Genomic DNA, 21,123 nt, shown 5'->3' on the forward strand with positions numbered 1-21,123 from the left:
GTGCGCAGCCTGCGATCGAGGATATGACAGAACAGCTCCCCGCCATCGAGATTGACGGTATCGGCAAGGCGTTCGGCGCGACAGTCGCGCTGGACGGCGTATCGTTCCGCATCGCGCCCGGCAGCGTCCATGCGCTGCTGGGTGAGAATGGCGCCGGTAAGTCGACACTGGTGAAACTGCTGTCGGGACTGGTGCGGCCGAGTGCGGGTCATATCAGGGTCTTCGGCAAGGAGATCGGCTACGGCGCGCCGCGCACGGCCCATGCGCTCGGCGTGCAGACGGCTTTCCAGGAGATGACCCTGGTGCGCGATCTCTCGGTCCTCGACAACATGCTGTTGCCCTACGCTCCCGTCGGCGTCTCCGGCCTGATCCGCCGCAATGCGGCCCGCAAGGCAGTCCGCAGCCACATCGACGAGCTCGGTTTTTCCGTCAATCTCGACGCGGAGGTGAGCGAACTCGAGCTTTCGGTGCGGCAGAAGATCGAGATTGCGCGTGCCGTCTACCGCAAGCCGCGCATCCTTTTGCTCGACGAGCCGACCTCGACGCTCGCCGGCCGCGATGTCGACTGGCTGGGCGACATCATCGCCAGGCTGAAGGCTGCGGGCACGACCATCGTCTTCATCACCCATCGCATGCGCGAGGTGCGCGCCTTTTGCGACACGCTGACGATCCTGAGAAACGGCCGCCACATCGTCACCGCGCCGGTTGCCGATGTCACCGACGGTGATGTCATCGAGAAGATCATCGGCCGCAGCATCGAGCAGACCTTCCCGCCCAAACCCGACGGCGCCCAGGCCTTCGGTCCACCGGTTCTGGGCGTGCGCGACCTCAAGGTCGGACGCAAGCTCGACGGCGCGCGCTTCGACCTTCGCCGGGGCGAGATCCTCGGCGTTGCCGGACTGCAAGGCATGGGTCAGCAGGATCTGTTCCTGGCCTGCTTCGGCATGGCCGAAATCATCCGTGGCGACGTCCTTGTCGACGGCCGCAAGGTCTGGCTCGGCTCGCCTGCCGATGCCTTGCGGCCCAATATGGCGATCGGCCTGGTGCCGGAAGACCGTAAATCCGAAGGCCTGTTCCTGAAACTGTCGGGCAGCCAGAACGCCACGTTGCCCGTGGTGTCGCGCTTCACACGCTTCGGCCTTGTCGATGCCGCGGCCGAGACCCGCTCCGTCGAGGAGGCATTCGCCACCGTCGAGGTCGACCGCCGCGCGCTGTGGACACGGGCCGGGGCTTTTTCGGGCGGCAACCAGCAGAAGATCGCCATTGCCAAATGGCTGGTGGCGCAGAGCCGCATCCTGCTTCTGTTCGACCCCACACGCGGCATCGATGTCGGCACCAAGCATGAGCTCTATGTGATGATGCGAAACTACGTCGCCGGCGGCGGCTCGATCCTGCTGCATTCGACCGAGATTCCCGAACTCGTCCACCAATGCGACCGGGTCCTGGTTCTCTATGACGGGCGGATCGCGGCCGAGCTCGAAGGTGACGCCATCACCGAGCCCGCCATCATGCGCCCGGCGCTCGGCCATGCCGGGGAAGAAGCCGCATGAGCAGCGTTTCACCTCCTGCTTCCGCTGGTTTCGGGTTGCGCCGAGCGCTGATGCGCAATCGCGGCGCGCTGATCGCCGCAGCCGTGCTTGCGAACCTGCTTTTCATCGTTGACGGGATCAGTGCCGGTCCGCTGACCTATTTCGACGTGTCGTTTCTGTCGAGCGGCGGCGCGACCTCGGCGCTGGCGGCGATCGGCCAGACCATCGTCATCCTGTCGGGCGGCTTCGACCTGTCCGCCGGCGCGGTGATCTCGCTGGTCAACGCCGTGCTGGCATCGAGCATGGACCCGATGGCGCCGGGCGCCAGCATCTTGCTGTGGAGCGTGGTCGGTATCGGCGTCGGCATGGCGGTGGGTGCCTTCAACGGCTTCTTCATCGCGGTGCTGCGCATGCAGCCGATCGTGGTGACGCTGTCCACCATGTTCATCCTGCAAGGTGTGACGCTGCTGGTGATGGACAAGCCCGGCGGCTTCGTCTCGCCCGATCTCGGCACCTTCTATCTGGGCGACGCGATCACCGGTTGGCTGCCGATGCCGCTGGTCGTGATCGGCGTCGTCCTGCTCGCCTGGTTCTGGCTGAAGGGAACCCGTTTCGGCACAGCGCTCTATGCCGTCGGCAGCGACCCGGATTCGGCGGCTGCCGTCGGCATCAATGTCGTGCTGGTGCGCTTTGCCGTCTATGTAATCGCCGGCGGCTGCTACGGCCTTGCCGGCGTGTTCATCAGCGCGCAGACCGGCAGTGGCGACCCGCTGGTCGGCAATCCGTTGCTGCTGTCGATGTTCGCGGCAGTGGTGGTCGGCGGCACGCGCCTTGGCGGCGGGCAGGGCGGTCTGGTGGGCAGCGTTTTCGGCGCCTATATCCTGATGATGGTGGTGAACATCCTGCTGGTGCTGAACGTATCGGCCTACTATGCGACCATCGCGGAAGGCACCATTCTGGTGCTGGCGGCCCTTGCCGGATCCTTGTCTCACGCGTCGGTGCTTGCCGTGCAGCTGCGCGCGGCCCGAGCGCGGATCGCCGCCTGGCGCGCCGGCATATTGCCCTCGCAGCTCGAACCGATCGACCGGCGGCTGAAGATCACTGGGCCTTCGCAAGGCCAGCGCGGTTCGGCAGCGCCGCGCCCGGCTTTCCGCCTGCGCAACGCCGAGACGCTGCGCTATGCGCTGCCCGCCTATGTCTGCCTGCTCATCATCGTCATCGTCACCCAAATCTGGCTCGGCCGTGCCATCCTCAACCCGGGTTATTGGAATTCCCTGCTGGTGCTGTCGTCCTTCCTCGCCGTCCTGGCGCTGGGGCAGGGGACGGTCATCCTGACCGGCGGCCTCGATCTTTCCGTACCGTGGACGATCGGCATTTCCGGCATCATCCTGGCCGGCATGGTCAATGGCTCCGACTCGGCGCTTCTCTACGCCTTGCCGGTTGTGCTGGTGATGGCCTGCGCCATCGGCTTCGCCAATGGCTTCGGCATCGCCTATCTCGGCATCTCGCCGATCGTCATGACGCTCGCCACCAACGGCATTCTGCAGGGCTTCGCGCTGATCTATTCGCAGGGAACGCCGGCCGGGTTCTCCTCGCCGATGCTGCGCTGGTTCATGACAGCCAAGCTCGGTTTCGTTACGCCGATCGTCCTGCTGATGGTCGTCTTCGTGGTCGGGGCGGTGCTGCTGCTCGGACGCACGCCGTTCGGGCGCCGGGTCTACGGCATCGGCAACGGGCTGCGCGCGGCGCGGCTGTCCGGCATCGGCGTCGAGCGCACACTGATCCTGGTCTACATGCTGTCGGCCGTTTGCGCGGCTATCGTCGGCATCATGCTGACCGGCTTTTCCGGCCAGGCGAGCCTTGGCATGGGCGACGATTATCTCTTGCCGTCGATCGCGGTGGTGGTGGTCGGCGGCGCGCTGATCACCGGCGGGCGCGGCCACTATCTCGGCATGCTCGGCGGCGTGCTGCTTTTGACGGCGCTGCAGATGCTGCTGGCCGGCACCACGCTCCCCTACGCCACAAGGGCAATTCTCTACGGGCTGGTCGTTCTGGGTGCCGTCATGGCGCTGCGCGAACGGCGGCTGCATTGAAAAGGACAGGACGATGAGCACAAAGGCACCCGCATCGGCGGACGAATTTCTGGCCGGGCTGAAAGGCCAGCGCGTGCTGGTGACGGCGGGCGCCGGCGGCATCGGCTTCGCCATCGCCGACACGCTGTCGCGGCTCGGCGCACGCATCGTCGTCTGCGATGTTTCCGACGAAGCGCTGGCCGCCGCGCCGGGCAAGATCGACCTGGTTGCGGCGGTCAAGGCGGATGTCTCGCGCGACGATGATGTCGACCGGCTGTTCGAGACGGTCAAGGAGAAGCTCGGCGGGCTCGACGCGCTGATCAACAATGCCGGCATTGCCGGACCGACCGGCGGCGTCGACGAGATCGAGCCGGACGACTGGCGGCGCTGCATCGATATCTGCCTGACCGGCCAGTTCCTGTGCGCGCGGCGCGCCGTGCCGCTGATCAAGGCGGCGGGCGGCGGCTCGATCGTGTCGATGTCATCGGCGGCCGGCCGTCACGGCTATGCGTTCCGCACGCCCTATTCTGCGGCCAAATTCGGCGTCATCGGTTTCACGCAGAGCCTCGCCAAGGAGCTCGGGCCGCATGGCATCAGGGTCAATGCCATCCTGCCCGGCATCATCGAGGGACCGCGCATCGAAGGCGTCATCTCGGCACGTGCCAAGCAGGTCGGCATCAGCCACGAGGAGATGACCGGGCGTTATCTGCAGAACATCTCGCTGCGCCGCATGACCAGTCCTTATGACGTGGCCTCGATGGTGGCGTTCCTGCTGTCCGATGCAGGCATCAACATTTCGGGCCAGTCGCTCGGCGTCGACGGCAACGTCGAAACACTCTGAGGAACAATCCATGGCCAATGTCGCGATTGTCGGAAGCGGGTTCATCGGGCGGGCCTGGGCGATCAGCTTCGCCCGCGCCGGCCATGATGTACGCATGTGGGACCAGTCGCCTGCCGCGACGGGTGGTGCGCGCGACTATATTGCCGGCGTGCTCGGCGACCTTGCCGCGAACGATCTGCTGCGCGGGCAATCCGTCGACACCGTGCTTGGCCGCATCGCCATCGTAACGGAGCTGGCGGAGGCGCTGGCCGATGCAGTCCATGTCCAGGAGAACACGCCTGAAAACCTCGAGATCAAGCGGCAGGTGTTCTCCCTGATAGATGGCCTTGCCGGCCCGCATACGGTCATTGCCAGTTCCACCTCGGCGCTGTTGCCGTCGAAATTCACCGACCATCTGCAAGGGCGGCACCGCTGCCTGGTCGTGCATCCTATCAACCCGCCCTATCTCATTCCGGCGGCCGAGGTGGTGCCGGCGCCGTGGACCTCAGCCGAGACGCTCGAAAGAACCCGCGCCTTCCTCATCGACGCCGGCCATGCGCCGCTGGTGATGAAGCGCGAGCTCGACGGCTTCATCATGAACCGCTTGCAGGGCGCCTTGCTGGAGGAGGCTTTCCGGCTTGTCGCGGATGGCTATGCCAGCGTCGAGGATGTGGACATCGGCATCCGCGACGGGCTGGCGCTGCGCTGGTCGTTCATGGGTCCGTTCGAAACCATCGACCTCAATGCGCCCGGCGGCGTGCGAGATTATGTTGAACGCTACCAGGGCATCTATTCCAACATCTTCCCGCAAATGCTGCGCCGGGTCGACTGGGCCGGCGAGGTCATGAAAACCGTCGAGGCCGAGCGCGGCAAGCGCTTGCCCAGGGAAGGCCTGGGTGAGCGGCAGGTGTGGCGGGATCGCCGGCTGATGGCGCTGGCGGCGCACAAGAAAAAATCGGATCAGGAGTTCGGACAATGACAGAAACCAGCCGCAAGCCCGGCGCCACGGCAACCAGGGGCAAAGTCATCATCACCTGCGCGGTGACGGGCGCGATCCACACGCCGACCATGTCGCCCTATCTGCCGATCACGCCGGATCAGATCGCCTCGGAGGCGATCGCCGCGGCAGAGGCCGGTGCCGCGATCCTGCATTTGCATGCGCGTGACCCGGAAACCGGCAAGCCCGACCAGACGCCGGAGGCTTTTGCCCGCTTCCTGCCGCGCGTCAAGCAAGGCACCAATGCCGCCATCAACATCACCACAGGCGGCAGTCCCTACATGAAAGTCGAGGAGCGCGTGCGCCCGGCTGCCCAGTTCAAGCCGGAAGTCGCCTCGCTCAATATGGGTTCGATCAATTTCGGGCTCTATCACCTCGCCGACAAATACGAGACCTTCAAGTTCGACTGGGAAAAGCCGCATCTGGAGGCGACGCGCGACCTCGTTTTCCGCAACTCGTTCAAGGACATCGAGTACATCCTGGCGACTTGCTACGACAATGGCACGCGCTTCGAGTTCGAGTGCTACGACATTGCGCACCTCTACAACCTCGCCCATTTCGCCGATCGCGGGCTGGTGAAGCCGCCATTCTTCGTGCAGTCGGTGTTCGGCCTGCTCGGCGGCATCGGCACTCATCCCGAAGACGTCGCCCATATGAAGCGCACCGCGGACCGGCTGTTCGGCGACCAGTTCCGCTGGTCGGTGCTCGGCGCTGGCGCCAGCCAGTTGCGCATCGCAGCGCAATCGGCAGCGCTTGGCGGCAACATCCGGGTCGGGCTGGAGGACAGCCTGTGGGCCGGCAAGGGCAAGCTCGCCAAGTCGAACGCCGAGCAGGTCCTGCTGGCGCGCAAGATCATCGAGGGGCTTGGCATGGAGGTGGCGACGCCGGACGAGGCGCGCGAGATGCTGTCGCTGAAGGGCGGCGACAAGGTCGCCTTCTGACCAGTCGCTGCAGTCGTCGAAACAGAGGAGGATGGCATGAAGATCGAAGTCGTGGTGGACGTGAAGACGACGCTGGGCGAAGGCCCGCTATGGGACGTCGAACAGGAGCGCCTGTACTGGATCGACAGTTTCGACGGCCGCGTGTTCCGCGCCACCGCTGACGGGCGCGAGATACGCTCCTGGGACGTGCCGATGAAGATCGGCTCGATGGCGCTGCGCAAGGATGGCAGCGGCGCGGTCGTCTCGCTGCAGCGCGGCTTCCATCTGCTCGATTTTGCCTCTGGCGATGTGACCTTGATCCATGATCCGGAGCCGGACAGGCCGATGAACCGCCTCAATGACGGCAAGGTTGACCGGCGCGGCCGCTTCTTCGCCGGCTCGATGGACACGATGGAGGAGGGGCCATCAGGCGGGCTCTACCGGCTCGATCCGGATTTCTCCGTCACCAGGATCGATTCCGGCATCATCTGCTCCAACGGTCCGTGCTGGAGCCCCGACGACCGCACCTTCTATTTCGCCGACACCTGGACCGGCGAGATCTGGGCCTATGACTACGACATCGCCACCGGTGCGGCCACCAACCGCCGTACTTTTGTGCGCGTCGACACCAGCAAGGGCGGCGCGGCCGATGGCTCGACCGTCGATGCCGAGGGCTATCTGTGGAATGCGCTGGTCTATGATGGCCGCCTGGTGCGCTATGCGCCTGACGGTACCGTCGATCGCATCATCGACATGCCGGTGAAGAAGATCACCAGCGTAATGTTCGGCGGGCCGAAGCTCGACACGCTCTACGTCACCTCGATGGCCAAGCCGCCGCTGCCGCGCTTTCCCGGCGACGGTGTGCTGCGCGGCAGCCTGTTCGCGATTACAGGCCTGGGGGTGACCGGTGTTCCGGAGCCGCGGTTTGGCGGGTGACTTCAACCCGCTGCGAGTTCAGCGGCACCATTTCTCGACGGCAATCGCAATCGCCTTCGTGCAATCGACGAGATCGCGCACCGAAACGCGTTCGTTCGGCTGATGCGCCTGCGCCGGGTCGCCCGGGCCGAAGTTGACGGTCGGGGTGTTGCCAAGGCCGGTCGGCAGGCCGATGTCGCTGTGCGCGCCGAAACCACTGAGAACGGGCGACAGATTGGCTTCCTCGACGGCCTGCTGAAAGACACCGACGAACGGATTGTCCGACGGGATCTCGGCGCAGTCCGCGTCGAGAATCCATTCGATACGGGCCGGGTGTTTTCGCAGGTAGGGATCCGCCTGGCAGACATTGGCGATATGCTCTTCGATCTCGCGCTTGACGTTGCCGCCCAGCCTGAACTCGTCATGCTCGCTCGGCAGATATTGCGCGTCGATGATGATCTCGCCGCGTCCTGCCATGGAGGAGGGGTGTTCGCCGGCATTGATCTGGGTGACGATGATCTGGTTGGGCAGGTCCATCAGCGGATGGTTTTTCCGGGGATCAAACATCCAGCGCCGGTTGAGAATGTCGATACCGTCGAGGATTTGCCGGCAAAGCTGGACGGCATCGACCGGGCCGCTCGAATACCAGGCATTCGGCGTGAGTTCGGCATGGCCGCCTATGCCGTCGATGATGATCCTGCCCCACAGGATGCCGTGGCAGAGCGGCGCGATCTTGTTTGCCGTCGGTTCGGTCATGATACCGGCGTCGGCGTGAAAACCGCGATCGACCATGGCGAGCGAACCCATGCCGCCGATTTCCTCGTCGACGACGGTGGTGAAGACGATGTCACCGGACAGGGGCATGTCGAGTTCCCTGAGGATTTCGACGGCCATGAGCATGCAGGCAACACCGCCTTTCATGTCGACCGTGCCGCGGCCGTGCAGGAAGCCATCCTTGAGCACGGGTTGGAACGGGTCGGTCGTCCAGTGGCTGGCGGCGCCCGGCGGGACGACGTCGATGTGGCCGGTGAGCATGATGGAGCGTCCGCCGCCTGTACCCTTCAGGACGCCGCCGAGATTGGGCCGGCCTTCAAAAGTCCTGCCCTTGTTGGCGCCGGCGCGGCCCTTGTATTTTTCGTAGAGCGCCGGCCCGTCCGGATCCCAGAGATCGGTCGAGAAGCCGAGCGCTTCGATGCGCTTTTGCAGATAGAGCTGGCAATCACGCTCGCCGGGGCCGGCCTCCTTCGGATTGGATTTCACGATCGAGGGGAAGGCGACGAGATCGCTCAGCGTTGCGACGATGCGGTCGGCGGCTGCCTCGACGCGCGCGGCGATGATCTCTTCTTTGGACGGCATCATGATCTCCAACGTTGGGAAAGTCGGTCGGCGAGAAGGACGAACACCAGAAGGGCGCCGACAATCCCCACCTGCCAAACCGTGTTGATGTTCAATTGCAGAAGGCCGGTCTTCAGCGTGACCAGCAGCAGGACGGCCGCGAACACGCCGCCGACGCCGCCACGGCCGCCGGTGATGACGATGCCTCCGAGCATGGCGGCGGTGAGCGATTCCAGTTCGAGGTTCTGGCCGATGTTGGGCCGGCCGCTGCCGAGCCAGGCGAGCGAAACGAGGCCGGCAGCACCAGCGAGAGCGCCGCTCAAGCAATAGAGAATGAAGCGCACGCGATCGACCGGAATGCCGACCAGTTTGGCCGAACGTTCATTGAAGCCCATGGCATAGATCCAGCGCCCCCAGGCCGTCGAGATCAGCACCAGGCCGGCCAGCACGAAGCACGGGATGGCGAGGGTGAGAAAAGGCATGGGAATGCCCATGACAACGCCACGCCCCCACGCAAGCAGCCAGGAAGGCACGCCCGCCTGGGCTCCACCGCCGGTGACGGCAAGTGCCGCGCCGGAATAGACGAAGAATGTGCCGAGCGTTGCTATGAAGGGGAGAAGGGCGAGCCCGTTCACCAGCCATCCGTTCAACGCACCGAGCAGGGCGCCTGCCAGGATGCAGACGGCCGGCAGCAGGACAGGCGGCAAGCCCAGCTTGATGCAAAGCATGGCAAGGATGGCCGAGAGCGACACTGCGCCGCCGACCGACAGGTCGATGCCGGCGCCGCCAGCCAGGATGACCAGCGCTTGGCCAAGGCCGACCAGCGCCAGGATCGTCGAGAACTGAAGGACGGTGGTGACAGTACCGAGGTTGAAAACCGAAGGCCGGAGCGCCAACAGGCCGACAATCACGATCAGCCAGAGCCCGCAGAGCAAGGCCAAGGTGAGGGCTGGGCCCTGCAGGTTGCGGAGCGTTTTCATGCGCGGGCTCGCTGTATCAGGCCAAGCGACAATCGGTTGGAGACAGCCTCAAAGCCAAGCACGCCGATGATGAGAACACCGGTGACGACGGGCTGCCAGAGCGAGGGGACGCCAATCAAAAGCAATCCGTTCTGCAGGATTCGCAACAGAAGCACGCCGAGCACCGTGCCGATCAGGCTGCATTTGCCGCCCAATATGCTTGTGCCTCCGAGAATGACCGCGGCAATGGCATCGAGCGCCAGCGTGCTGCCGATCGTCATTTCGACATTGCGGTAGGTGGCGACATAGAAAGTGGCGGCAATGCCGGTCAGAAAGCCGCTGATGAGGAAGGTCATGAAGCGGGTCTTGATGACCGGTATGCCGGACAGCCGCGCCTTTTCCTCCGAATTGCCGATCGCCAGCAAATTCAGCCCATAAGGCGTTCGCCGCAACGCCAGCCAGACGATGAGATAGGCAATGGCGATCACCAGGGCAGGAACGGGGACACCGAGTACGGTCGTTGCAAGAATATTGGTGAGGCTCGATGGCAGGCCGGAAAGCCATTGCCCGCCGAGAAGGACGAAGACGGCGGTGCGGTAGACGCCGAGCAGGCCGAGCGTTGCGACGATGGCCGGAACGCGGCCCAGCACGACGACGGTTGCCGTCACGCATCCCAGCAATGCCCCGACCAGCGGGCCGACAATGATTGCCAGCGCCGGATTGCCATCGGCACCGAGCACGCGGCCGATGGCGATGGCCGCGAGCCCCATGACGATGCCGATCGACACATCGATGCCGCCCATGGCCAGGAGCAAGGTCATGCCAAGGCCGATGAGCAACAGTTCGACGCTGTTGCGCAGCACCGTCGCCGCATTGCCTGAGGTGGCGTAGTGGGGCGATGCGACAGAAAAGATGATGATCGCCAGCAAACAGGCGACAAGCAGAGACCACTCGCGTCCGTTCATGGAGAAGACACCGTTTGCAGACTGTCGCACCGCGCTCATGTCAGGCTCAGAAGTTGAACTTGTCGACATTGTCCTTGGTGAAGACAGCCGGCGGCCCGAGCAGCAGGATGCCCTTGGCGGCATCGTAGGTGACGGGCTTTTCCAGGCCGGCGATCTTGTTCTCCGCCTCGAAGGCCTTGCCGTCGATCAGCTGCTTGCCGGCCCAGACCGTGAGATAGCCGAGCTGTTCGGGGTCCCAGAGCACGGTGAAGCCGAAGGCACCGCTCTTCAGGTAGGAGCGCGCCGTGTTCGGGCTGCAGTAGCCGGCGCCGATCACGGAGCCGATCTTGCCGGCGGTTTCGATGGCCTGGGCAACGCCCGGGCAGGTCGAGGATGCGACGGCAATGATGGCCTTGATATCGGGGTTGGCGGCCATGAGATCGCCGGAGATTTGCGCGGCGCGTTCGGCCGTGCCGCCGGCGAATTGCGGCGCGAGCAGCTTCAGCTTCGGATATTTGGCGGTGGCTTGCTTTTGCATGAAGCCGATCCAGGCATTGAGATTGGACGCCGTCGCCTCGCCGGAGACGATGCCAATCGTTGCGTCCTCGCCAACGCGCTTGACGAGTTCGTCGATGATCGTGGTGCCGAGGCCTTCGTCGGTCGCCTGGGCCACATAGACAGCGCGGCCGCTGTCGGGCGCATCACTGTCGCTGGTGAACAGTTTGATGCCCTTCGCCTTGGCGCTCTCGACAACGGGGGCGATGCTGGAGGCATCGAGCACGCTGACCGAAATCGCCTCGACACCCTGGTCGATCAGGTTCTGGACGATCTGCAACTGGTCGACCGGGTTGGTGTCGACGGGGCCGGAATAGATGAAATCGACACCGAGGTCCTTGGCGGCGCGGTTGCCGCCGGCTTCCATGGCGTTGAAATAAGGGATGCCGATCAACTGCGGGACGAAGGCGACCTTGTGTTTGTCGGCGGCGTGCGCTGCCGTGGCAATGACGAGTGACAGGGCGGAGGCGGCGAGCACTTTCTTGAACTGTGAAAGCATTGTGGTTTGATCCTCTCTGGAAATGACGTGCGTTTCAGTTTGTTTTTTCGAGCGCCCGCACGTCGGGATGAGCGCCTGTTATGAGCGAAACGACTTCCTCGTGATTGGTCTCGGCCGCCAGCCGTTCGGCGACCTTGCGGCCGCGCCGGAACACGACGATGCGGTCGGCAACGTCGAAGACTTCGGAAATGTTGTGGCTGATGAGGACGACGGCACAGCCGCGCGCGGCAAGCCGCCGCGTCAAGGCCAGGACCTTGCGGGTCTCGGCGACGGCAAGAGCCGCCGTCGGCTCGTCCATAATGACCAGTTTGGCGTTCAGATTGAGCGCCCGGCAGATGGCGACGGCCTGGCGCTGACCGCCCGACAGGCTGCCGACAGGCGCTTCCGGATCCGAAATATGAGCATCGAGCTCCTTCAGCAGGCCATCGACGCGCTGGCGCATTTCCTGACGCTTCAGAAATGGAATGCCCAAAATGGAGCGTTTCAATTCGCGGCCGAGAAAGACGTTTTCGGCGATCGACAGGTTCTCCGAGAGCGCCAACTCCTGAAAGATCGTGGCAATCCCCGATGACGCCGCATCCTTGGGCGAGGAAAACGCGACCGGCTTGCCTTCGATGACCAGCTCGCCGTCGCTCGGCGGGTGGGCGCCCGCTAGGATCTTGATGAAGGTCGATTTGCCCGCGCCATTGTCGCCGAGCAGCGCCAGCACCTCGCCGGAGCGGATTTCCAGGTCGACATTTGAAAGCGCCGTCAGCGCGCCGAAGCGCTTGGCGATGTTCCTGGCGACAAGAAAGGGTTCTGTCATGACGGTCATCCAGCGATTGCGGATCGGTTAGATGGTCTTGCTCACCCAACGCAGCACATTGGTCCAAAGGCGGGCATAGCCGGGCCATTCGACGAAACTGTTGGGCAGCCAGTGCGGGCCGATATCCGATGTCCAGACCAGGGTGCGCCCTTCGCCATGGCGTCCCGTGACCAGCAGCGGGTGGCCGCCCTGGTCCTGCGGCAGCCGTGCCAGGACTTCGACGTCGTCCCGGTCGCGGGCAACGACTTCGTTGGCGCCGAGAAGAATGGGCCATTCACCGTCGATACCGGCAAAGAGCGGGTGATCCCTGGGGGCAATGATCTCAGGCCGAAAGCCCTCGGGAACTTCCAGGCGGTCATCGTAGGGCAGGCAGGTCACCGGTAGCGCATCCTCGACCGCGGTGCGATGCCAGCGCGCCTTGCCGTCGATGCCCTGGAAGGAGAAGTAGCCGCCGATCATGATCAGGCCGCCGCCGGCCAGCGTCCAGTCGCGCAGAAGCTTGAGCCGGTTGGGGACCGTCTTGCCGTGCAGCCAGACATCGGGGTGGAGCAGGAGCGAATTCGCGCCGATGTCTGAGAGGATGAGCGCCTTGTATTGCGACAGGCCCTCCATGGTGAAAGGCAGCTTTTCAACAGCCTCGTGGGCCGGCATGTAGTCGAGATCGAATTCGCTGTCCTTCAAGGCATTGACGAGGGGCGTTGCGCCGAGATGGAAGGTGACGCTGCCGAACTGATCGAAGCCCTTGTAATGGGTCGCCGAGCTCATCCAGCTCTCGCCGACCAGAAGGACTTTTGCTTTCGCCATGATCATATTCTCCTGATTTCGCCCATGGGCGGGTGTCTGGAAATCGATAAGTCTTTGATTTAACTCGCCATCACAGTGTCGTTCGCCAAGGCGGTGGCCTTCAGGGTCGCAAAATCCGCTATGTAGCCCTGCGCGCCTTCGACGGTGGTCGTCAGGCTCGCACCGATCGCGGCATAGCGGGCGGCAGCATCCAGCGACGCGCCATGCAGCCACAGACTCAGGAAGATGCCGGCAAAGCTGTCGCCGGCGCCGGTGGCGTCGACGCGGTTGACCGGCAGTGCCGGGACCTCGATCTGTGGGCCGCCGCCCGACGGGAAGACGACCGCGCCAAACTCGCCAAGAGTGAGCACGACCGTTCCGCGCGGCTTGATGCGCGACAGCATCAACCGCACCTCTTCGATCATGGTCGCCATCCCGGTGCGAAAGCCGAAAATCTCCCGCATCATCACGTCGTTGATAAAGGTCAGGTCGATCTGCCTGACCATCTGCGCAAAAGCCTCCGGCGTGCGCGCGCTTTTGGGCAGGCCGGCCGAATGCAGGCTCACCTTCCAGCCGGCATGATGAAAGCGCGCGATGGAGGCGGTCATCGTCTCATAGTGAAAGCCCTCGATATGCAGGCAGGCCGGGCGCTGCTCGGGCTGGATGTCCAGATTGGCGGTCAGGTCGACCTCACCCAGTTCGAATGGTTCGCTGATGATGGTGCGGCTGCCATTGCGCTCGATGATGACGATCGCCTGCGAAAGCCGGTTGTTGGGCGTGCTGCGGATGGGGAGGGCGTGGACACCGAGTTTGGCGAGCTCGCCCAGCGCCCAGTCGCTCTCTGCATCCCTGCCGACCGCAGTCGCCAGTTCCACGTCAAGGGCATAGGGCACCCCAACGCCAGCCGCGGCAACCGCGAGATTGGCCGCCGGTCCGCCCAGCGCCTTTTCGATATGGCTGGCGGTGATGCGGTCGTCTCGATGCGGCAGCACGTCGACGCGGCACAGGAAGTCGACGCTGACGCGTCCGGCGACCAGAAGCCTTGGCAGGTGGTCGAGATTTTTGGGCCTGCGGGGTGCTCGGCCTGGCAACGAACGGGCGAACGAACTCGGCCGGTACATCAGCGCGGCAACCGCCTTCTCGATGCGGTCGCGGGTGTCTTCCCTAAGGCCGGCAGTGCCATTGATGAAGTTCGAAACCGTGCCGATGGAGACACCGGCGGTTCGTGCGACATCCGCTATGGTAGGGCGCTTGCGTTGCAATTGCCTGGTTCCGATTGAAGCGTTTCAAACGGTAACAGGGGAGATGCGACACCTCAACGGAATTATCTTCCAAAAAGCGGGTAGTGTAGGTCTGGATTTAGAAACCAAAACCATGATGTGGCCGAAACCCGAATTCGCGTTACCAAATTTGAACGTTTTTCAATTTTCGGCAAAAAGATTGTGCATTCGCATCTTTTGCACTTTGTTTGGCCGGCCAGCCTGATCGGTGCTCGGCGCAGCTGCCATTTCGTCAGCCGCAAGCGGCCCACAGAAACCGAGACGCGGCGCGTTTTATGGGCAAGGCGCGTTCTCTGGTTTCGACGCCCGAGACTGAAGTTTGAGGGCGTTGCCACATTCAAATCCGGTTGGTACGTAGCTGACAAATTCCAGTTGCTGCAATTGCCGTAGAGTTTCTTGTTTCCAACGGATCGGCTTCTTATGACCCTGCTGCTGAAGGTTTGCCGTCCGGAGTCGGCCCATGACGGCTCCAGCGTCGATAAAATGACGCCTGAGAACGGCATGGCGATTCACAACAGACGTGAGATCGGAATTTCGCGATGACCGAGACCTCTACCAGTTCAGGTGCCGAACCAGCGTCGCCCCGGCGTCATCTCTTGATTGCTGGAACAGGCCGGGCTGGGACAAGCTTTCTCGTCAAGTATCTGACTGCCCTTGGTCTGGACACCAGCTTCGGACGCTACGGTGAAGCGGGGGCTGGCTGGTCTTCTTCCGCCAATGCCGGGTTGGAACAAATGCTGCTGGTCCAGCCGGACCAGGATCTGCCCTATGTCCTCAAGTCACCGTGGGCTGGGGAATATATTGAGGAGATCCTGGGCAGCAAGCGATTTGCGATCGATGCGCTGGTGGTTCCTATTCGGGATCTTGTCGAGGCCGCTACCAGCCGCGCCGTGGCGGAGTATCGATCGATTCATCAGACCCAGCCGTGGGTTGCGGACAAGCTGGATCGAACCTGGGAAGTAGCCGGGGTGACCCCCGGCGGGCTGGTTTTTTCACTCAATCCGCTCGATCAGGCCAGACTGCTGGCCGTCAGCTTCCACAGGTTGGTTCATCGTGCCGCCGAGGCCCAAATCCCACTGGTTTTTCCAGTCTTCCCGCGGATGGTCGAAGACTGGGAATATCTCTACCGCACGCTGAAACCCATCCTGCCCATAGACGTATCTCCGCAAACTGCTCGTGAGGCACATGCCAGCGTTGCTTCGCTTGCCAAGGTCAGGATCGGCGACGAGGTTGCAACACAAAAAGGGCTATCGGCAGCGGGTACAGTGATTCCCCAGCCGCAAATCCGATATCCGAGCCCTGTGGAGGTAGACAATATTGCGTTACGCCGCGAGCTCCGCAGCGTTCGAGAGGAAAAGCTGGCCGCAGATGCGGCGCTCGAACGAGCCAGGATCAACCAGGAAAAGCTGGCCGCGAATGCGGCAATCCAGGACGCAGGGATCAATGAGGAAAAGCTCGCCGCGAATGCAGCGCTCGATCGGGCCAGGGTCAGTCAGGAAGAGCTGAGTGCGGCCGCAGCGGCGCACGCCGCAGAGCGAGCCGGACTCAACGCCGAAATCGACCGCCTTCGTCGCCAAGTAATTGCAATGAGCTTGCGTCGGCGCCTGAGGCGGCTGGTCGGGCTGAAGTGATGCGAGGCTAGATCAGCAGCAGGCCGTTCATGCTGGAATGGCCTTTCCGGCCGACGATGATGTCGTGCGCGCCGATCTCCATTTCGTGCCGGGCAGGACCGAGGGCGCCGGAGACCGCAACAGGCCGGCTTTCTTCGATGGTCAAGAAATAGCAAAGCCGTCGGGTGGTGCCCGGCGGCTCTTCTTCGATCGGCTGCTGCCGTTTTAGTCGACGCTTAAGGCGTCGTCTCCGCTTCGATCTTGGTAGCCATCTGATCGATCTTGCCGGCAAGGACGCCTTGGGCCCAGGCCGTGACCTCGGGATCGACCGGCTTGTTGGCCATATCCGTCAGCGCTGCATCGAGCGATGCCTGGTCTGTGCCGACAGTCGCAGCGGCAGCCGCCGCGTTGTCAGCATCGACAACGGCTTGCTGAGCGGTGATCTGATCTTGCACAGCCTGGATCTGTGCGGCAGTGGCGGTCGAGTCTGCCTGCAGCGCGGTCAGTTGCGCTTTCAGCGTAGCCAGTTGCGCCTGGGCGGCGGCGGCCGTTGCCTGCGCGACCTTGGCTTTCGCGGACTGCGTCGCATAGGCCTGAATGGCGGCGAATTTCTTGCTCTTCGAGTTCATATAGGCGTTGAAGTTGCGCTGCAGCGAGTTCAGCCGGCCAAGCTTGGCGTGGATGTTCTTTTCCTTGTGCACGGACGAGACCTCGGTCGTATCGACCGTGGTGTCCGTCTCCGACTTGGCCACCTGTCCCGGGGCTGACGACGATTTGCCGTGCGAAGCGCCGCTTTTGCCATTGCCATTGCCGCCAGCATTGCCCCCGCCGTTACCGTTGCCCCCGCCATTGCCGTTGCCGCCACCATTGCCACCCCCGTGCCCGTTGCCGCCGGCTCCGGCGAGTGCCGGAGATGCCAGAAGCGCCAACGCGGCAAGTGCGGCGAACAGAGTTTTTCGGTTTGTCATGGGGTAACCTCCTCGGGGAATCGCCATCCGCCCGACAGCTAAGGAAGCGTCGTATGAGGAATCGCTAACGGTACAGAGTAAACTTTAGACAAATACAGTCTCAATACGCGAGCCTGGTAGCCGCGAGATCCGTAAGCATTTGATATCCCAGATAAATCAACGCCAATCGACCGCCATGGCACTGAAGTCCCATGCCGGCCAAGACCATGGTCCTGGCTGTCAACCCAACGTGGTCGAGTGGTTTATCGGAAAGGCTTTGAAATAAGGAAGTCGATGACGAAATCATGGCCAGATGCATCAAGCGAGAACGCCCTAGCTTTCCTCTTGGCGATCACGACTTGGTCGCCCTATTGGTCGTCACCTGGATCAGCAACAGGCCCTTCATGCTGGCGTACTCCTTGGGCTCGGCTGCCTAGTCGCTATATCAACGCAGCCATCCGAGTGGCGACCACCTTGCAATTCTGATCGAGATAGTGGGTGTGGGCTTCCGCTCCGATGCAGGTTTCCAAGCCGGTGCCGTCGATCGATCCTTCGCCATTCCACAACTCGCGTCCGACGTAGTCGCCGCTGCCATAGATATTTATCCATTTCCCAAGGCCACAGTCTTTGGGAACGGGACCTGCATCGGGCTGGCCTTGCGTGACCGGACGGTTGACCCATTGGTAAAGGGCAGGAAAGCGCCATGCATAGAGCTGCCGGAGCGGCGATCCGAGGGTGAGCAGATCGATTGGTGGATATCTGGAGAGGCATTTCTTCGCCTTCATATAGCGAAGGAAGTCTGTCGCGACGACCGTGCCCTGGCTGTGAGCTACAATGATCACCCTGTCATATTTGTTTTCCGCGATGAAATTCAGCAAAGCAGCAAAGCGCGCGAAAATCCGTAGGCGGGGCGTCTTGCCGCGCGGCCTCTCCCGCAACCAATTATCGACGTCGAGCGCGACGTCTATCAAAACTCGAAAGCGATTAATCGTCTCAGTGAAGGATTTGAGCAGGAGCTTTGACGCGGCAATAAATCCGACAGTCACACTACCAACGAAAATCCCGACGAAAGTGGCGAAAGAGGACCATGGCGACGGTTTGATGCTTAAAGAGTCGCCGAAAAGCTGGAGCAGACCCTTTGACGCAGCAATAAGCCCAACAGCGGCGCCACCAGCGAAAATCCGGGCGAGAGCAACGAAAGAGTTCCATAGCGGCGGTTGAGTGCCCAGATCGTCGCCGATAACGCTGACGTGCCAGAAGGCCTCCAGCGATCCCCAGGGGAAAATAATGAAAAATCCAGCTCCGGCGAGGACGGCGGCTACCCCCAGGAGCGAGTAGCCCCCGTCGAGCCACAGGCTGAGACGTTGCATTGGCCCCGCAGACGGCCTCGCCTCTGACAGATCGCCTGGAAAAAGCTCACGGAAAATGGAGGGTGCGAGTCCCCAAAAAGCGACCAGACCAGCAAGCAGCATCGCTAAAACATAAATGAAAAACAGGGAGTTGGCGCTGAGATCTATGAGCTTGACGACGAACTTGTCGATGGGCACCGTTTCGCTGCCGAGAAACCACGTCGCCCATGGCTGAAATGGATAGTTCGGCAGGAGCGTCTTGAATATGTTGTAAACTGCGGCCCATAGGGTCAGAACCACTGCAAGGAAGACAGGCGCTGGCAGCGACGCCGCGATAAAAGAAGTGTGAATTGAGCGCTTGAGGACTGCGCGGTTACCCGCGGTGGCTGCCTTCGAGAATATCCATGGGATCACGCATCCAAAGCCGAACATCGCCAAGTTTGTTATGTAGAGCCCGCTCCAGACGAGAACGAGGACAACGAAAGGACCTTCGGCGCTGTGGCCGATCCAACTTAACAGGCTCGGCACCGGATCCGTCGTGAACAGAGGCAGCTTGTAGGCCACCCCTGCCATCCAAAAGACCAACACAACCCCCACGATGCGCCAGAGAAAAAGCACGCCGGGCCGGATTCGGTCATAAGCCTTCATGGCAGTGTCACCTGCAACCGCCAGCAGGCAGAATACCAAGCCGGTGAGGATATAGGGAAAGCCCACCTGTGCATTTGAGAGCCAGCCCTGAAGGCCGTAGAATATGGCTCCCGCCGCTGCTCCCAGAGCAAAGGGCAGGACCACCATGAACTGCTTGGAAAATGAGGTGTAGTTGTGGTTGCCAATACACAAGCGCATGGACAGTGCGGCGACCAACAAGGCGACGATGCCTGGACAGGCGAACGCCTGCACGGAGGCATTCGTGAGAATGTCCAGGCCGCTCTTCGGTAACAGCAGCAGCGCCGGCACGGTCAAGAGCCCGAGCAGCACAAGGACCAGGTTTCCGAGGACGATCGGTGTTGCCAGCAGCCAGTACGAAAAAGCATTCAGCCCATAGAATCTGTTCCACGAATTCTTGATCCCGCACGCTTCGGCGGCCGGGAAGGCAGTTATCGCCGCCGTCCGGCCAAGGCTCGCAAGGTGAATGACAAGTTGAAAGATCTCGCCGATCAATGCGGTTGCATTCTTGCCAACATGGGACAAGTCGGACCAGTAAAGCTCGAAAACTTCGACTCTCGTGTCGCCCGGCGCCATGCTGTATCGGACGGTTTCGTAAATCTCGTTGTAAGTCGTGCCGCCCTTGAGAAGGGATTCCGAGAATTCAACATCGACATCTGGGCCGGCATTCTCTGCACGGGCCCTGAATGGCGATCCCATACCCAAGCGAAGCCTCCAGGCTTTCCGCGACTCCACGGATTTATCCGGTTCTATCGGTAGGTTGCTTCCGGTCACTGGAATTGAGATCGAGGTCAACTCGGGCCCAGGATATATGGTAGGTGCGTTACGCTGTAGTTGCTGTGCGACGGCCTTCGCTGTTTGGCCGTTGATGTGTTCCCCCACGCCGTGGATGGCGATGATGGCCGTCCTCACAGCTGCCATAGCGTTCCCCCGAAGTACGGCCGATGGTCTTGTCGTTTGCACAATGTAGCGCGCGAACTCGGTTGCAAATTACCTGACGAATGCTCGCCTTGGAAGAAGCCGATAGAGAGTTTTGAAGAAAAAAAGGAGATGGCGTAGGGAATACTTTTCCCCATTAGATTTCATTGTCGGCGGGTGCCCTCAGGTCCAGTCTGTGCAACAGAATGGCCGTGTCAGGTGCGCCGCAATTGCTGCGCGGCGAATCGTGTCTGCTCGGCTCCCGCGAGAAAGCGGGTGCTACCAAGTTTCGCAAACACTCTCTGCAACTTTTTCTAGGTGATTAGCCAGATGAAATGACCGTACGAAAGCCCATTGGCGGAGATGAATTTCTTCTGCTCTTAGGGATGCGTAAGAAGGGCTTGATGGCATTTCGAGAGGCAGACCGAGGCCCTAGATCAGCAGCAGCCCCTTCATGCTGGCGTATCCCTTGCGCCCGATGATGATGTGGTCGTGAACGGAAATACCCAGCCGCTTGCCGGCTTCGATGATCTCTTTCGTCATCTCGATGTCGGCGCGCGATGGCGTCGGGTCGCCCGAGGGGTGGTTGTGGACCAGGATGATCGCGGTGGCCGAGAGTTCGAGCGCCCGCTTGACCACTTCCCGGGGATAGACGGGCGTGTGGTCGACAGTGCCGGTCTGCTGCACTTCGTCGGCAATCAGCGCGTTCTTCTTGTCTAGGAACAGGATGCGGAACTGTTCGCGCGCCTCGAAGGCCATGGCCGAGCGGCAATAGGCGAGAAGCTGCGTCCAGGACGAAAGGACTTCGCGGCCATGGACCTCGCCATGCGCCATGCGCTGCGCCGTCGCAGCGACAACCTTAAGGTCGAACGCCACCGCCGGGCCGATGCCCTTGACCTCCTGCAGCAGGTTGATAGGTGCGCCGAGTACCTCGGCCAGCGTGCCGAAGCGCGCCAGCAGCGCCTTGGCGGCTGGCTTGGTGTCGGCGCGCGGGATCAGCCGGAAAAGCAAGAGCTCGAGGAGTTCATAATCGGGCAGGGCGTCTGGACCCGCCGAGGCAAAGCGCTCGCGCAAGCGGTCGCGATGGCCGAGATAGCTAGGCTTTTCGGCTGGAGCCGGCCTCGCCTTCGCCGCGGGCCGGATCGGCACCTCGGAGAAGAAACTCCGCTCGTCGTCGTCGCCTGATGTCGCCATACCCCCGCCTGTGCTAAAGTACGAAC

General features: G+C 62.4%; 19 protein-coding genes. 8 read left to right on the forward strand and 11 right to left on the reverse strand.

Annotated elements, in window-relative coordinates:
* Positions 1 to 23 precede the first annotated feature (23 nt).
* The 6 genes from AC1DX4_RS22095 to AC1DX4_RS22120 are packed head-to-tail and all read left to right on the forward strand — an operon-like array spanning position 24 to position 7,274.
* The gene (locus tag AC1DX4_RS22095) at positions 24 to 1,550 is read left to right on the forward strand and encodes a sugar ABC transporter ATP-binding protein (protein WP_477222292.1); all 1,527 of its coding nucleotides are present in this window, start codon (positions 24 to 26) and stop codon (positions 1,548 to 1,550) included.
* The gene (locus AC1DX4_RS22100; protein WP_477222293.1) at positions 1,547 to 3,622 is read left to right on the forward strand and encodes an ABC transporter permease; all 2,076 of its coding nucleotides are present in this window, start codon (positions 1,547 to 1,549) and stop codon (positions 3,620 to 3,622) included. The genes AC1DX4_RS22095 and AC1DX4_RS22100 overlap by 4 nt, the downstream gene beginning before the upstream one ends.
* Positions 3,623 to 3,635: 13 nt before the next feature.
* Positions 3,636 to 4,442: an SDR family oxidoreductase gene (locus AC1DX4_RS22105; RefSeq protein ID WP_477222294.1), complete on the forward strand. Its 807-nt coding sequence runs from the start codon at positions 3,636 to 3,638 to the stop codon at positions 4,440 to 4,442.
* Between the two features lie 10 nt (positions 4,443 to 4,452).
* The gene (locus AC1DX4_RS22110) at positions 4,453 to 5,400 is read left to right on the forward strand and encodes a 3-hydroxyacyl-CoA dehydrogenase (protein ID WP_477222295.1); all 948 of its coding nucleotides are present in this window, start codon (positions 4,453 to 4,455) and stop codon (positions 5,398 to 5,400) included.
* Entirely contained in the window at positions 5,397 to 6,359 is a 963-nt protein-coding gene (gene kce / locus AC1DX4_RS22115; protein ID WP_477222296.1) for a 3,5-dioxohexanoate:acetyl-CoA acetone transferase, read from the forward strand. The genes AC1DX4_RS22110 and kce overlap by 4 nt, the downstream gene beginning before the upstream one ends.
* Before the next feature lie 36 nt (positions 6,360 to 6,395).
* Positions 6,396 to 7,274: an SMP-30/gluconolactonase/LRE family protein gene (locus AC1DX4_RS22120; protein WP_477222297.1), complete on the forward strand. Its 879-nt coding sequence runs from the start codon at positions 6,396 to 6,398 to the stop codon at positions 7,272 to 7,274.
* Positions 7,275 to 7,292: 18 nt separating this feature from the next.
* On the opposite strand, the gene AC1DX4_RS22125 is transcribed toward AC1DX4_RS22120, so the two are convergent.
* The 7 genes from AC1DX4_RS22125 to AC1DX4_RS22155 are packed head-to-tail and all read right to left on the reverse strand — an operon-like array spanning position 7,293 to position 14,395.
* Positions 7,293 to 8,609, reverse strand: coding sequence for a M20 family metallopeptidase (locus AC1DX4_RS22125; protein ID WP_477222298.1), 1,317 nt, complete (start codon positions 8,607 to 8,609; stop codon positions 7,293 to 7,295).
* Positions 8,609 to 9,568: an ABC transporter permease gene (locus AC1DX4_RS22130; protein ID WP_477222299.1), complete on the reverse strand. Its 960-nt coding sequence runs from the start codon at positions 9,566 to 9,568 to the stop codon at positions 8,609 to 8,611. Before AC1DX4_RS22130 ends, AC1DX4_RS22125 begins: the two co-directional genes overlap by 1 nt.
* Complete coding sequence (locus AC1DX4_RS22135; RefSeq protein ID WP_477222300.1) at positions 9,565 to 10,512, reverse strand: ABC transporter permease; 948 nt, start codon at positions 10,510 to 10,512, stop codon at positions 9,565 to 9,567. The genes AC1DX4_RS22130 and AC1DX4_RS22135 overlap by 4 nt, the downstream gene beginning before the upstream one ends.
* Positions 10,513 to 10,558: 46 nt before the next feature.
* On the reverse strand, positions 10,559 to 11,545 hold the full coding sequence (locus AC1DX4_RS22140) for an autoinducer 2 ABC transporter substrate-binding protein (protein ID WP_477222301.1): 987 nt from the start codon (positions 11,543 to 11,545) through the stop codon (positions 10,559 to 10,561).
* A 34-nt stretch (positions 11,546 to 11,579) separates the two neighbouring features.
* Positions 11,580 to 12,350 (reverse strand): ATP-binding cassette domain-containing protein, encoded by a 771-nt coding sequence (locus tag AC1DX4_RS22145; RefSeq protein ID WP_477222302.1) that lies wholly within the window; start codon positions 12,348 to 12,350, stop codon positions 11,580 to 11,582.
* Between the two features lie 27 nt (positions 12,351 to 12,377).
* Complete coding sequence (locus AC1DX4_RS22150; RefSeq protein ID WP_477222303.1) at positions 12,378 to 13,154, reverse strand: glutamine amidotransferase; 777 nt, start codon at positions 13,152 to 13,154, stop codon at positions 12,378 to 12,380.
* Positions 13,155 to 13,213: 59 nt separating this feature from the next.
* Complete coding sequence (locus AC1DX4_RS22155; protein ID WP_477222304.1) at positions 13,214 to 14,395, reverse strand: carbohydrate kinase family protein; 1,182 nt, start codon at positions 14,393 to 14,395, stop codon at positions 13,214 to 13,216.
* Positions 14,396 to 14,833: 438 nt separating this feature from the next.
* Here AC1DX4_RS22155 and AC1DX4_RS22160 point away from each other — a divergent pair, with 438 nt between their 5' ends.
* On the forward strand, positions 14,834 to 14,956 hold the full coding sequence (locus AC1DX4_RS22160) for a hypothetical protein (protein ID WP_477222305.1): 123 nt from the start codon (positions 14,834 to 14,836) through the stop codon (positions 14,954 to 14,956).
* Entirely contained in the window at positions 14,953 to 16,044 is a 1,092-nt protein-coding gene (locus AC1DX4_RS22165; RefSeq protein ID WP_477222306.1) for a hypothetical protein, read from the forward strand. The genes AC1DX4_RS22160 and AC1DX4_RS22165 overlap by 4 nt, the downstream gene beginning before the upstream one ends.
* 7 nt (positions 16,045 to 16,051) lie before the next feature.
* Here the strand turns inward: AC1DX4_RS22165 and AC1DX4_RS22170 are convergent, their stop codons facing one another.
* The 4 genes from AC1DX4_RS22170 to radC all read right to left on the reverse strand — a co-directional run bounded on the left by AC1DX4_RS22170 (position 16,052) and on the right by radC (position 21,097).
* Positions 16,052 to 16,189, reverse strand: coding sequence for a hypothetical protein (locus AC1DX4_RS22170; RefSeq protein ID WP_477222307.1), 138 nt, complete (start codon positions 16,187 to 16,189; stop codon positions 16,052 to 16,054).
* A 70-nt stretch (positions 16,190 to 16,259) separates the two neighbouring features.
* Complete coding sequence (locus AC1DX4_RS22175; RefSeq protein WP_477222308.1) at positions 16,260 to 16,991, reverse strand: hypothetical protein; 732 nt, start codon at positions 16,989 to 16,991, stop codon at positions 16,260 to 16,262.
* 419 nt (positions 16,992 to 17,410) lie between these two features.
* A complete protein-coding gene (locus AC1DX4_RS22180; protein ID WP_477222309.1) occupies positions 17,411 to 19,690 on the reverse strand; it encodes a hypothetical protein in 2,280 nt (759 codons plus the stop codon).
* Between the two features lie 645 nt (positions 19,691 to 20,335).
* Positions 20,336 to 21,097 (reverse strand): RadC family protein, encoded by a 762-nt coding sequence (radC, locus tag AC1DX4_RS22185; protein ID WP_477222310.1) that lies wholly within the window; start codon positions 21,095 to 21,097, stop codon positions 20,336 to 20,338.
* Positions 21,098 to 21,123: the final 26 nt, after the last annotated feature.

Source organism: Mesorhizobium sp. P3_A8 (assembly GCF_056402995.1).